The sequence below is a fragment of the Collimonas sp. OK242 genome (assembly GCF_900107095.1).
Lineage (GTDB): Bacteria > Pseudomonadota > Gammaproteobacteria > Burkholderiales > Burkholderiaceae_D > Collimonas.
Genome location: NZ_FNOR01000004.1, coordinates 242948 through 256692, shown reverse-complemented (window position 1 = coordinate 256692; position 13745 = coordinate 242948). Strand labels below are relative to the sequence as shown.

The following is a 13745-nucleotide window of genomic DNA, read 5'->3' as shown; positions in this document are numbered from 1 at the left end:
TTTGTGTGATGGATAATTACAGGCCGGACAGGCCCTTGATTTTCAATTGAATTTCACGGCGTTGATTGACGATGGCATCTCCTGACATGGTGGCGCCGCTCAGCACAACCTGACGTGTTTCGTGCTGAGGTAACAACAAGGTAACCAGGTCGGATGCGGGTTGAATCCCTGCGCATTCAAGATCTATTTCCAGCGTCTCTGCATTGCTTTGCACGCTGATTTTCCACTGGCTGCTCTTGCCGTTGGCATACGCGTTGCTGTCACCGTCATCGTCAAAAAATTCGGTTTCAAAATTGCCGTCCAGTTGATGTGGGAAGACCATGAAACCTTGCTGATGGGCGGGACGATTGAAGTGCTGTTCGGCGACGTTGACGGCAATTGCGCTGCCAGCGCGCGCTAGCAGCGGCGGCTGTTCTCCTGCCGCAAGTAATACAATCTCTTGTCCGCCTCGGTGATGTACGCCGCTCCAGAAATCGTACCAGTCGGCGCCTGCGGGAAGGTAGACGGTGCGGCTTTCCTGGGCAGGTTCGACTACCGCAGCCAGCAGTAAATTGGCGCCGATCAGCATGTCGTCGTTTTCTGCAAAGCATTTTGAATCGTCTGGAAACGCCAGGAACGTCGGTTTGATCATCGGCTCGTAGTGCTGGTGATAGCGCCACAGCAGATCGTAAAAATACGGCGTCAGGCAGGCGCGCAGCTTTAGCAGGTTGCGGATGGCGCCGGTGATTTCTGGATACATCCAGGCTTCGTTGACGGTCTTGTCATCGTTCCAGGAGTGGATCGAAAAGCGTGGCATGAAAATTCCGAACTGCACCCAGCGCAGCAACAGTTCCGGACTTGGCGCCGGACCGCTGAAACCGCCCACGTCATGGCCGGTGTTGGAGATGCCGGACATGGCCAGGCCAAGCCCCATCTTGATGTTGTACTTGAGCGTCTGCCACGAAGTATAATTATCGCCGGACCAAGTCTGGACGTAACGCTGCATGCCGGCGACGCCTGAGCGCGACACCAGGTATGGCCGTTTTTCGGGAGCGAATTCGGTTTGTGCCGCTTGCGAGGCCGCCATCATCAGCAGCGTGTGCAATCCCTTGGCTTCGACCGCCTTGAAGCGCCGGCCGAAGCCGTTGACGGTAGCTTGCGGATTCAGCACCTGGAATTCATTGTTGTCGTTCCAGGTGGCGGCGATGCCATATTCCAGCAAGGAAGTCGTCACCGCCCGTTTCCACCAGCTGATGGTGTCGGGGTTGGTGAAATCAAGATAGGCGCCGACCTCATCCCAGAATTGCACCATTTCCGGTTTGCCATGCTGGTTCTTGATGAAGAGATTAAGACTCTCGGCCTCCCTGAAGTGTGGATGGTCTTGCAGCAGGCAAGGCTTGATGTTGGCGCACAGGCGCACGCCATGTTCCAGGTAGTGTTGGGCAAAAGCCTTGGGATCGGGGAATTTGCTACGATTCCAGTTGAACACGTAGCGCTTGTTGCCGATGGATGTGTAACCCGACGACAAGTGAAACGAATCGCATAGCATGTCGTGCTGTTCGCAGTTCGCCAGGAATTCATTCATCTTTTCTTGCGCGTCCGGCTCGTCAGTGTAAGTCATGGTCGAACCGGAATAGCCCAGGCCCCATTTCGGCGTAAACGCCGGCTTGCCGGTCATCCAGGTATAGCGTCGCACCACTTGTTCCATGTTGTCGCCGGCGATGAAGTAATAATCCAGGTCGCCATGCTCAGCTACGAAGTAACGGTAGTGGCCGTGATAATTGTCCAGTTCGCAACCCATGTCCAGCTTGCCTTCGGACAGGGTGTCGTAGAACAGGCCGAAGGCAGCTTGCTGGCGCTTGCTCCAGGTGATGTAGAAAGGAATGTGCTTGTACAGGGCATCGGTGCTGCTGGCGTTGTAACCCATTGCATCAATGGTTTTCAGCGAGTAGCTGCGGCCATGGCGATTAGTCTCGCCGCTACGTTCGCCGAGGCCGAAATACATCTCATCCTGGGCGTCGCGTTTCAGGTAGTGGTAAACCTTGTCGTCCCAGTAGCCGAAGTTGACGGCTTGCGTGCTGCGATCCCGGGCCAGCTCTTTCCAATCTCCGGCAGGATGGGTTTCCCAACTGCAGTACAGACCTCGCAACTGTATCGTCAGGCGGATTTTCTCGGTTTGTATCTGCAAGACGCCATCAAGGGTTCTGAGGGCATAGTCGGGCTGCGCAAAACCTGCGAGCGAGAACCGGTCGCGCCCTTTCAGTGGCAACTGTTGCGTGCCAGGGGCGATCGCCCAGGTGCGGGGGAAATTCGGCGTCGCGTCCGGCAATACCATGACGCGGATGATGTCTTGTTCCAGCACAAAGATATGTGCAACATGGCCATCCAGGCTTTTCAGCGTCAGCGTCGCGCCGTTTTTTTCTGCCAGCTGAAATTCAGGAATGTAGTTAACCGACATGCATATCTCCTATGTTCTTCGTTCAGTTTTTCGACGACGCGATGCTGTTGTCCTTGTAACCGCGGTACAGCAGGAACAGGATGGTGGCTCCCACCACGTCAAACATGCCCAATGCAGCGAACAGCGGGGTATAGCCGATTGATTCGGCCAGTTGCCCTATCAGCAGTGAAAACGAGAGGCCGCCAATCCAGCTGATCATGCCGGTCAAGCCGTTTGCCGTACCGACTTCCCGGGTGTTGAAGACGTCCGTTGTCATGGTGTTGATCAAGCCGGAAATCATTTGGTGCGCGAAGCCGCCGATGCAAAACAAGGCGATTGCCGTATAAGGACTTGCTACATAGCCGACAAAGCCGACGCTTGTCATTAACAGCGCACCGGTGGCGATACCGGCGATGCGCGAATTGACCAGCTTGAACTTGAAATGTTTCATCAGGAACGGTGACAGATACCCGCCCAGAATACCGCCCATGTCGGCCGCAAAAAAAGGCATCCAGCCGAAGATGGCAAACTCTTTCAGATTCATGCCGCGTACGGAAATGAAGTACAGCGGAATCCAGAAATTGAAGGTTTGCCAAGCCGGTTCTGCCAGGAAACGCGTGATCGCGATACCCCAGAAGCGGCGCGTGCTGACGATAGCCTTGACCGACGGTTTCGCGTGTGACTGGCTCTCGGCAATGCTCTCCTGGCCGGAGAGAATGTAATCGCGCTCAGTATCGGACAGGTTGGGATGGTCTTTAGGGGCGAGGTAAAAGAAGAACCACAAGCCGGCAAAGATGAAACCCAACACGCCGGTCACGATAAACGCCGCTTGCCAGCCATGCTCATATAACAGCCACGCCACTAGCACCGGTGCGATCACCGCGCCCATTGAGGTTCCCGCGTTGAAATAGCCCACAGCCACCGATCGTTCCTGTTTTGGAAACCATTCCGATACCGCTTTTATGCCTGCCGGGATCGCCGCAGCTTCGGTCAGGCCAAGCAGGCCGCGGAAGAACGCCAGCGAGATCCAGCCCGTGGCAAAACCATGCAGCATGCCCGCTACCGACCAGGCGGCGGCAAACAGGGCAAAGCCGATTTTAAGGCCGAGAAAATCAATGAGGTAGCCGCATACCGGTTGCATGACGGTGTAGGCGATCTGGAATGCCGCCACCACATAGGAATATTCCTTGGTGGTGAAGTCCAGATCGTGTTTCAGCGTATCTGCCAGCACGCCCAGAGAATTGCGCGAGATGTAATTAAGGATGGTGCCAAAACATACGAGGGCGATAATCCACCAGCGTAGACCTTTGATGCGTTTCATATGGGTTGTCTCGGTTAGTTTTTATAAGAGATGCCTGAGTGGCGTCATGGTGATTCTGGAACTGCAGTTACCTCAAGAAAATCTAGCCGGATATCGCAGCTGAGTGTGTGGCCGCAGGGAAGGCGCTGCAGGCCGGTGCTGGAAAATCCGGCATGCGCCAGGTTGACGGCGTCGGCGACGTGGGTCGCCGGCTCGATGCAAAAATAATCGCGCGCGGCGGGTGCATGCAATATCAGGTGCGACAATAGCGGCGATGCCGATATCACGATGCGGTTGCCTAGGTTGTCACCGATGCTGGCTCGCCCCTTCCAGCCGCCGTAGTAGTGCGTCAGTTCATCGTCTGAAGCGATCGCGCGCGCTGAACGATAGTCGTGTCGCGCAGGTATCTCGCCAACCCCGGTTGCAACATGCTCGGCATCGGCGTGCCACAGTTGCTGAGCATCAAAGGCAACATGCTGTGCGAAGCGGCGCGGAAAATAAGGATGAAAGCCAGCACCGAGCGGCATTGGCGGCAGCGAACCGTTGTCGAGGTTGCTGATGTCCAGCCTCATGCTAAGTGCGCCGGCATCCAGTACGATTTTTTGTCTTACCTGGAATGACCACGGCCAGCCGTGGTCGCCAGGTGCATGGCTGTACATTATCTCTGCGCTGTTGTCGTCGCAATCCAGCAAATCCCATTTGGCGGTGTGGGCAAAGCCGTGCATGGCGTGTCGCTCGCCCGGATGCAGCGGCAAGGACAGTTGCAGGCCTTCCCAGCAAAATCTTCCGTTCCGTATACGGTTGGAAAACGGCAACAAGGGATAGATACCGGCTTTGGGCCATGCGGTTGCGGGGAAGCCATGCTGGCGGTTTTGTTCTAGCATCGGCACGATCCAGTCAATCGCCTGGCCGGCGTGCGATGAGCTCAGCGACGTGACTCGGCCGCCGGCAGAAGGCGAGAGCGTTAGCCGCCATCTGTCCTTGATCAGCTTGATCTCTGGCGACAGTAGGAGCGTAGTCATTTCTTTTGGGAATAATCCGTTGCAGCAAAACCACCGCCCTGGAACTGCTCAGCCAGCGGGCCGCCTCGGCTCGGAATATCTGCGATCCGTGCAGCAAAGTCTTCTGCGTTGCTTTGCGGTTGATAGCCGATTGGATTGTCGCTCTGCTGCCACCAGCAGCGCGTATTGGCCGACACGCCATACATGATTTGAAATCCGGTGTGGGGAGCTTCAATACAGCATTCAGCCAGGTGTTGCATATCGGAGTGCGACAGCCAGGTATGCAAGTGACGCCGCTCGAACGGTTCAGCTTCGAACGAGCCGATGCGCAGGCAAACCGACTCGACGCCATGCTTGTCGTAATACAGCCGGGCGACGGCTTCGCCCCAGACCTTGCTGACGCCGTAGAGGCTGTCCGGCCTAACCGCAGCGTATTCGTCGATCTCGGTTGCTACCGGGTACATGCCGATAGCGTGATTGGAACTGGCATAGATGACGCGTACTGCATGGCTACGGGCAGCCTGATACACGCTGAGCAAGGCTTTCAGGTTGTGCTCGATCAGCAGATCAAGTTCAAGATCGGTGCCGATGCCGGCCATGTGCACCACAGCATCCGCGCCTGCCAGTAGCTCTGAGCAAAACGCGGCATCGCGCAGGTCGCCGATATGCTGCGTTTCATGGGCGGCCATCGGGCCGAGCGGATTGATATCGTTGAGCCGAAGCTGATAACGACCATCCGACCATTGCTGCCTGAGAACCTTGCCGATATTGCCGGCTGCGCCGGTAAGCACGATGGTTTTCATATGCCGAACTCCGCGACAGGTGTGCCGGCCACCGACATGCTGACCGCAAACAGCGCGCCGGCCAATGGCTCCTGCGCCAGTTCATCGGCGCTCATGTTTTCGGTGAGTGAAGTGACGTACAGCGTTTTCAGATCGCTGCCACCGAAGGCGCACATGGTCGGGCGCGATACCGGCAGCGGCAAGTAACCCAGCAATTGACCTTGCGGCGAGAATTTATTGATGCGTCCCGCGGTAATGCCGCAACCCCAGTAGCAGCCATCGGCATCGACCGCGCCGCCGTCGGGGCGGCCCCATTCCGGCTGCATTTGCACAAATACCTGGCGCGGGCCGAGCGTACCGCTGGCGGCGTCGAAATCATAGCGATAGATTACCGCCCGGCGCGAATCGGAGTGATACATGGTGCGACCGTCGGGGCTCCATGCCAGACCATTCGAGACCACCAGCCCGTTGCCGTGGACGCGGATGCTACCGTCCGGCGCCAGTCGGTACAGCGAGGCGCAAGCCTGCTTGTCGGCGCGGTCATCCATGGTGCCGGCCCAGAACGCGCCGTCCGGTCCGGTCTTGCCGTCGTTGAGGCGATTGTGCGGAATATGCGGTTCCGGATGTGCAATCAGGGTCCAGCTGGCGTCGGCCGGATCAAACCAGTGAAAGCCGCTGCGCAATGCGGCGACAATCTTGCCGTTCTTTGCCAGGCCGATCGAGCCGATGGCGGCGGGCGCTTCCCAGCTGCTGTGCTGCCCCGTCAGGGTGGCAAAGCGATACAGCGCGGGTTTCAGGATATCCACCCAGTACAAAGCCTGTTCACGTTGCGACCACACTGGCGACTCGCCGACGATCGCGCCTTCGGCGCAGATCGCGCGGACAGGATAATCAAATTGCTGAATCATGGTGCTTCCTCATTGCTGGTCATGCGATGAATGGGCATGCAGGCTGGCATGATGCGTCTGTTGTGGATTCATTGACGCCACCGGTTGCCGCGCTAACGCAGCAGGCAAGGTTTTTTGTTGTCGAATTTCCAGCCGGGGATCAGGTATTGCATGGCGATGGCGTCATCGCGCGCACCCAGTCCCATGTTGCGATACAGCTGATGCGCTGCCTCCAGCTCTGCCAGGTCGAGCTCGATGCCGAGACCGGGTTTTTTCGGCACGTTTATCATGCCGCCGACGATTTGCAGCGGCTCCTTGGTCAGGCGCTGGCCGTCCTGCCAGATCCAATGGGTATCGATGGCAGTGATGTTGCCAGGCGCGGCTGCAGCCACGTGCGTGAACATCGCCAGCGAGATATCAAAATGGTTGTTGGAATGCGAACCCCAGGTCAGGCCCCATTCATGGCACATCTGCGCCACCCGGACCGAACCCTGCATGGTCCAGAAATGCGGATCGGCCAGTGGAATGTCGACTGATTGCAGCTGGATCGCATGGCCCATTTCGCGCCAGTCGGTAGCGATCATGTTGGTGGCAGTCTGCAAGCCGGTCGCGCGGCGGAACTCGGCCATGACTTCGCGTCCGGAAAAACCGTTCTCGGCGCCGCATGGATCTTCGGCATAAGCCAGCACGGCATGCTGGTCGCGGCACAGGCGGATTGCATCCTTGAGCAGCCAGCCACCGTTCGGATCGAGCGTGATGCGCGCTTGCGGGAAGCGCTCCGCCAGCGCCGTCACGGCTTCCATTTCATCTTCGCCGCGCAGCACGCCGCCCTTCAGCTTGAAATCGTTGAAGCCGTAACGTTGATAGGCCGCTTCCGCCAGTGCCACCACCGCTTGCGCGGCAAGTGCCGGCTGATGGCGCAGGCGCAGCCAATCGTCGTCGGCATCCGGCTCGCTGGCGTAAGGCAGGTCGGTGACTGTGCGATCGCCAATGTAAAACAGGTAGCCCAGCATCTTCACCGCCTCGCGTTGCTGGCCTTCGCCCAGTAAGGCCGCTACCGGTACGCCGAGGAATTTTCCCAGCAGGTCGAGCAGGGCGGCTTCAAGCGCCGTCACCGCATGGATCGCGATGCGCAGATCGAAAGTCTGCAAGCCGCGGCCGCCGGCATCGCGATCGCTGAATGCGCTGCGGGCACTGTTCAGGACAGCTTGATAGTTGCCGATGGCCTTGCCTAGCAGCAGCGGGCGTGCATCTTCGAGCGTTTGCCGGATGCGCTCGCCGCCCGGCACTTCACCGACACCGGTATTGCCAGCGTTGTCGGTGAGGATCACGATGTTGCGCGTGAAATAGGGGCCGTGCGCGCCGCTCAGATTGAGCAGCATGCTGTCGCGCCCGGCGACCGGCACCACGCGCATGTCGACGATGAGGGGAGTGCTCGGTACCGGAAGCTGCGTGCTCGATGATGTCATGTAAGGCTGCCTGTGGCTAAGTGGATATCGACTAGGGTTATGCTGCCGGCGTTCGCGTCGCATTGCCGTGAACCGGTTGCGCTCGCCATGGTTTTGGATGCAAATTTTTACAAAATGGGACCGCTACCAATTCAAATGGTAGCGGTCCCATTTTTGGCTGTCAACGCTTATTTTTGAGATGATGGGGGGTTAAACGCTGGCGCGCTCTATGATGGTGAAGCCGATGTCGCAGATCGGTTCGGCGACGCTTTTGCCTTCGGAGCGGGCGATAATGAAGCGCGCAGCAGTGCTGCCGATTACCGTGCCGTCGATGCGCACCGTGGTCAGGGGCGGCTGTAGATCGCGTGAAAAACCGAGGTCGCCCAGGCCTATCACCGCCAGCTTTTCAGGAATGGCGATGCCGCTGGCTTGGGCTTCAATCATGACGCCAAGCGCCAGCATGTCAGAGCTGCAAAACACAGCGTCGATATCAGGTGTGTGCGACAGCAATTCTTTCAGCCCGCTGCGACCGTTGCCTAGTGTGGTGGGCGCGGCCACTTCGCAGGAGGGAATGTCGCTTACTTGCGCCGACGCCATGCCGAGCCGGATTGCTTCTTTGGAAAAAGCGCTGATGCGGCGTCGGCTGCGGTCGTCGTTGGCGCCGATGGCGGCAACCCGGCGGCGGCCGGCGGCATGGAGGTATTGCGCCACTGCGGTGCCGATTTTTTCATGGGAAAAGCCGACCAGCATGTCGACCGGGGTGGGCGTCAGATCCCAGGTTTCAACCACCGGAATGCCGCTCGCCAGCAAGCGCCGGCGTGCTTGCGCCGAACGGTTGATGCCGGTCAGCACGATGCCGTCGGGCCTGCGACCGATGATGGCGTCGAGCAGGGCGTCCTCGCGCGAATTTTCATAACCGCTTTGACCCAGCATGACCTGATAGCCGGCTGCGGCCAGGGTGTCGGTCAGCGATTCCACGGTTTCCAGGAACATCGGTCCGGACAGAGTGGGAACCACCGCCGCGACCAGGCGGCTTTTCTGTGACGCCAGCGCACCCGCGAGCAGGTTTGGCACATAGCCGGTTTGCTGTACCGCGGCCTGGACTTTCTGCAGCACCTTGGAGGAAACTACATCCGGCGTGTTCAGCGCGCGCGAAGCTGTGATCGGCGCCACGCCGGCCAGCTTGGCCACGTCGCGCAAGGTAAAGCCACCGGTTTTGCGGCTTCCTTTGCGGCGGGCCGTGACATCGGCAACGACTGAACTTAACAGGGATTCTTTTTCCATTGTGAAATTTTAACACCAATGAAAATGACACCGTTACCATTTTACGAGTTGCCATGCAAATCTGTCGCGTCGGGTGGAATTAGTCCGCTACAATCCGGACTGGATTATCCCCATGCTGCGGAATTCCAATCATAATAAAAAAACTTTGAAAAATATGCACGGGACAGGGTTCATGCCAGAGATATCAACGCTAAAGCTAAATGCACGTCAGCAGGAGTTGTTGAGTTATGTGCAACGTGACGGTTTCGTCACGGTAGAGCATCTGGCCACACGGTTCCAGATCACGCAGCAGACGATCCGGCGCGACATCAATTTGCTGGCGGAGATGAACCTGTTGCAGCGTTATCACGGCGGCGTCGGACTGCCTTCCAGCGCCGAGAATATCGCCTACGGTGCAAGACAGGGTTTGTATTCGGAAGAAAAGCGCCGTATCGCCGCTTTAGTGGTGGAACATATTCCAGACCAGGCGACGCTCTTCATCAACCTCGGCACCACCAATGAAGAAGTCGCCAAAGCCCTGAGCCGGCGCCGTAATCTGCGCGTGATCACCAACAACCTGAACGTGGCGGCGATCATGAGCGGCTATCCGGGCTGCGAGGTGATCATCACAGGCGGCGTAGTCCGTGCCCGCGACCTGGGGATTACCGGCGAAGAAACCATCGATTTCATCCGCCGCTTCAAGGTCGATTTCGGCATCATCGGCATCTCCAGCATCGAAGCCGACGGCACCTTGCGCGATTTCGACTATCGCGAAGTGCGGGTTTCCGAAGCGATCATCGAGCATTCGCGCACCGTATTCCTGGTCGCCGATCATTCGAAATTCTGGCGGCCTGCGCTGGTGCGGCTTGGCGATATTTCTAAGGTGAATGCACTGTTTACCGACCGGCCGGTGCCGGAAGAAATGGCTGGCATTTTCGCGGAAGCGAAAATCGATGTGTTTGTCGCAGAGAGCGGTTCAGCAGCAACTTAGCCTGCATGTGCCCCAACTGAAAAAATGTAAAACGCGCCTGCCTTAAGGTTCGCTGGCCTACTCGTTGGCGTACTCATTGACGTATTTACTCATCCGCAGCGCCATTCGTGCGCCGCCCGGCACTGCCTGCGCCCATTTCCCTTGCCCAAAGTACATGGTTTGCGCTGCTTCCAGCCTGGATGGTCATTTTCCGATTATCTGGTGGGATGCTGGCATAGAAATTGTCTATAAGAAATTAAGTTTATTGCTATCGAATAATTTCTTTTGATAAATATAAACGATTATCAATGTTCGAATTCGAACAATATACTTTCGAATATAAATATTCTATGATGTGCGGTGACATTGCAGGCATACCATTTTGCCAATTGGCAATAATTGATTTTGTCCGATTAGCGCGTTACCGACACAAGGAGATAGCTGTGGCATCAAGTGAAATTGTTGATTTGCTGGTGGTGGGCGGCGGCGTTAACGGCGCCGGGATTGCGCGCGACGCCGCAGGACGCGGGCTGAGCGTGTTGCTTTGCGAACAGGACGATCTGGCGTCGCATACCTCATCGGCCAGCACCAAACTGATCCACGGCGGCCTGCGCTACCTGGAACACTACGAATTCAGCCTGGTTCGCAAGGCGCTGCAGGAGCGCGAGCGCTTACTGCGCCTGGCGCCGCATATCATCGCGCCGTTGCGTTTCGTGATGCCGCATGTATCGAGCTTGCGGCCGGCCTGGATGATACGCGCCGGCATGTTCTTGTACGATAACCTGGCCAAGCGTGAATTGCTGGCCGGCTCGCGCGCTATCGATTTTCGCAAGCATGTCGCCGGCGCGCCGCTGAAAAAAACCTTGACCAAAGGTTTTGTCTATTCCGACGCAGCGGTGCAAGATGCGCGTCTGGTGGTTCTCAATGCGATGGACGCCAAGGAACGCGGCGCCACCATCCTGACTAAAACCCGCCTGATCGAAGCCAAACGGGGCAAGCAATACTGGGATACCACCTTACAGTCGAGCTTGACCGGCGAGACCACGGAAATCAAGGCGCGTTGCATCGTCAACGCCGCCGGCCCCTGGGTCGCCAGTTTGTTGAGCGGCGCCTTGCATACTTCTGCGCAGCACCAAATCCGCCTGGTCAAAGGCAGTCATATCGTCACCAAACGCTTGTTCGATCACGATCACGCTTACATCTTCCAGAATCCCGACAAGCGCATCGTCTTTGCAATTCCTTATGAGACCGATTTCACTCTGATCGGCACCACCGATGTCGAGTACAGCGGCGATCCGAGCAAGGTTGAGATTTCCGCTGAAGAGACGGCTTACCTGTGTGAATCGGTCAGCCGCTATTTCGAGGCGGCGGTAACGCCATCGCAGGTGGTCTGGTCCTATGCCGGCGTGCGGCCCTTGCTGGAAGAGGAAATCGCCAACCCGTCTGCGGTCACGCGCGATTACCGACTGGAGCTGAAAGCCGAGGAAGGGCAGGCGCCGGTGCTGTCGGTATTCGGCGGAAAAATAACCACTTACCGGCGTCTGGCGGAAGAAGCCATGGAGCACTTGCAACCGTTGTTCGGCTATATGAAAGCGCATTGGACAGCCGACGAAGCGCTGCCTGGCGGCGATATCGCCAATGCCGATTTTGCAGAATTCCGGCGTATTTTCCAACAACGCCACGCATGGCTACCGACCGTCCTGGGGGCGCGTTACGCGCGTGCCTACGGCACCCGCGCCGCGCGCCTGCTGGCCGGGATTCACGACATGGCGGGATTGGGCGAATTGTTCGGCGCGGATCTATATGAGGCGGAAGTCCGCTATCTGATGCGCAACGAATGGGCGCTGACCGCGGACGATATCCTGTGGCGCCGTTCCAAGCTGGGATTGCGGTTTGACGCGGTTGCTGTCGATCGTTTGAATCGCTGGCTGGAGCGGCAGCAAGCGCCGGCGCCGGCCGTCATGCCCGCATGAAGTTTTGCCCGATGGGGCGGTAGTGCCGTTGTTCAGTAGCCACGTTCAGTAGTTACGTCGGAAGATAAAAAAGGCGGATCCGGAACCATCTCCGGGTCAAAGTCACCCCGGTCCGCGTAAGCGGATTCACTAACCTTGGAGTAGACAAGTTGAAAGACAAATACATTTTAGCCCTGGATCAAGGGACTACCAGCTCGCGCGCCATCCTGTTCGACCGTCAAGGCAACATCGTTTCTTCAGCACAGAAAGAATTCCGCCAGATCTATCCGCAGCCTGGCTGGGTTGAACATGACCCGCAGGAAATCTGGTCGACCCAGGTCGGGGTTGCGGCCGAGGCCTCGACCAACGTCGGTTTGAACGGTACTTCGATTGCCGCCATCGGCATTACCAACCAGCGTGAAACGACCGTAGTCTGGGACCGCGAAACCGGCAAGGCTGTCTATAACGCCATCGTCTGGCAAGACCGTCGCACAGCCGCATTCTGCGATCAGCTGAAAGCCGACGGCCTGGGAGAAACCATCCGCGCCAAGACCGGCTTGCTGGTGGATTCCTATTTTTCCGCGACCAAGATCCGCTGGATACTGAAGAACGTCGAAGGCGCGCAAAAGCTGGCCGATCAAGGGCGTCTGGCGTTCGGCACCATCGATACCTGGCTGGTATGGAATATGACGCGCGGCAAACTGCATCTGACCGACGTATCGAATGCTTCGCGCACCATGCTGTTCAATATCCACACCATGCAGTGGGATGACGAGCTGCTCGAGATCATGGGCGTACCGCGCAGCATGCTGCCGGAAGTACGCTCCTCCAGCGAAGTCTACGGTCACACCGAAATTTCCGGTTTCGGTTCTGAAATTCCTCTGGCCGGGATTGCGGGCGACCAGCAGGCCGCCTTGTTCGGCCAGATGTGCACTCAGCCTGGCATGGTCAAGAATACCTACGGCACCGGTTGCTTCATGGTGATGAACACAGGCACCAGGCCGATCATCTCGAAAAACAATCTGCTGACCACGGTGGCCTGGAAAATCGGCAACGAAGTCAACTACGCGCTGGAAGGCAGCATCTTCATCGGCGGCGCAGTGGTGCAATGGTTGCGCGATGGTCTCGGCATCATCAAGACTTCCACCGAAATCGAAGCGCTGGCGCGCAGCGTCAAGAGCAGTGACGGCGTGTACCTGGTGCCGGCTTTTGCCGGCCTCGGCGCACCGCATTGGAATCCGCATGCACGCGGCACCATCTTCGGCATTACCCGCGGCACCACGTCTGCGCACTATGCGCGGGCGGCGCTCGATAGCATCGCCTATCAGACCATGGATGTGTTGAAGGCGATGGAAGCCGACGCCGGCATCGTGATTCCGGAACTGCGGGTCGACGGCGGCGCCACTGCCAACAATCTGCTGATGCAATTCCAGGCCGACATCCTGGGCGTGGATGTGGTGCGGCCGAAAGTGACGGAAACCACCGCACTGGGCGCGGCCTATCTGGCCGGTTTGGCGGTCGGCTACTGGAGCAGCACCGGCGATGTGCAAGGTCAGTGGCAGCTCGACCAGCGCTTCAAGCCGTCGCTGCCGGCGGCAGAAGTGCAGGCCAGCATCAAAGGCTGGCAGCGGGCGATTGCAGCGGCGACGGTCTGGGCAGATTCCTGAGAGCCAGCCGTAGCCCACGCGGTTAGATAAAAAACCGAACAGAAAAGAACAGAGCGCAG

The 13745-nt window shown here is 57.9% G+C and carries 10 protein-coding genes; 3 read left to right on the top strand and 7 right to left on the bottom strand.

The window, feature by feature from the left end; all coding sequences use genetic code 11:
• Positions 1-16: 16 nt before the first annotated feature.
• The 7 genes from BLV81_RS05810 to BLV81_RS05780 all read right to left on the bottom strand — a co-directional run bounded on the left by BLV81_RS05810 (position 17) and on the right by BLV81_RS05780 (position 9118).
• Positions 17-2437 (bottom strand): glycoside hydrolase family 31 protein, encoded by a 2421-nt coding sequence (locus BLV81_RS05810; protein ID WP_092353334.1) that lies wholly within the window; start codon positions 2435-2437, stop codon positions 17-19.
• 22 nt (positions 2438-2459) lie between these two features.
• Complete coding sequence (locus tag BLV81_RS05805; protein WP_092353332.1) at positions 2460-3737, bottom strand: MFS transporter; 1278 nt, start codon at positions 3735-3737, stop codon at positions 2460-2462.
• Between the two features lie 44 nt (positions 3738-3781).
• Entirely contained in the window at positions 3782-4738 is a 957-nt protein-coding gene (locus BLV81_RS05800) for an aldose epimerase family protein (RefSeq protein WP_092353330.1), read from the bottom strand.
• Positions 4735-5520: an NAD-dependent epimerase/dehydratase family protein gene (locus BLV81_RS05795; protein WP_092353328.1), complete on the bottom strand. Its 786-nt coding sequence runs from the start codon at positions 5518-5520 to the stop codon at positions 4735-4737. The genes BLV81_RS05800 and BLV81_RS05795 overlap by 4 nt, the downstream gene beginning before the upstream one ends.
• Entirely contained in the window at positions 5517-6407 is an 891-nt protein-coding gene (locus tag BLV81_RS05790) for an SMP-30/gluconolactonase/LRE family protein (protein ID WP_092353326.1), read from the bottom strand. Before BLV81_RS05790 ends, BLV81_RS05795 begins: the two co-directional genes overlap by 4 nt.
• A gap of 92 nt (positions 6408-6499) precedes the next feature.
• Positions 6500-7855, bottom strand: a complete 1356-nt coding sequence (gene gudD / locus BLV81_RS05785) for a glucarate dehydratase (RefSeq protein ID WP_092353324.1) — start codon at positions 7853-7855, stop codon at positions 6500-6502.
• Positions 7856-8044: 189 nt separating this feature from the next.
• Positions 8045-9118 (bottom strand): LacI family DNA-binding transcriptional regulator, encoded by a 1074-nt coding sequence (locus BLV81_RS05780; RefSeq protein WP_092353322.1) that lies wholly within the window; start codon positions 9116-9118, stop codon positions 8045-8047.
• 172 nt (positions 9119-9290) lie between these two features.
• Between BLV81_RS05780 and BLV81_RS05775 the strand changes: the two genes are divergently transcribed.
• From BLV81_RS05775 to glpK, 3 genes are all read left to right on the top strand, one after another.
• Positions 9291-10088, top strand: coding sequence for a DeoR/GlpR family DNA-binding transcription regulator (locus BLV81_RS05775; protein ID WP_092353424.1), 798 nt, complete (start codon positions 9291-9293; stop codon positions 10086-10088).
• A 422-nt stretch (positions 10089-10510) separates the two neighbouring features.
• The gene (gene glpD, locus BLV81_RS05770; protein ID WP_255364985.1) at positions 10511-12040 is read left to right on the top strand and encodes a glycerol-3-phosphate dehydrogenase; all 1530 of its coding nucleotides are present in this window, start codon (positions 10511-10513) and stop codon (positions 12038-12040) included.
• Positions 12041-12189: 149 nt separating this feature from the next.
• On the top strand, positions 12190-13686 hold the full coding sequence (gene glpK / locus BLV81_RS05765; RefSeq protein WP_092353320.1) for a glycerol kinase GlpK: 1497 nt from the start codon (positions 12190-12192) through the stop codon (positions 13684-13686).
• Positions 13687-13745: the final 59 nt, after the last annotated feature.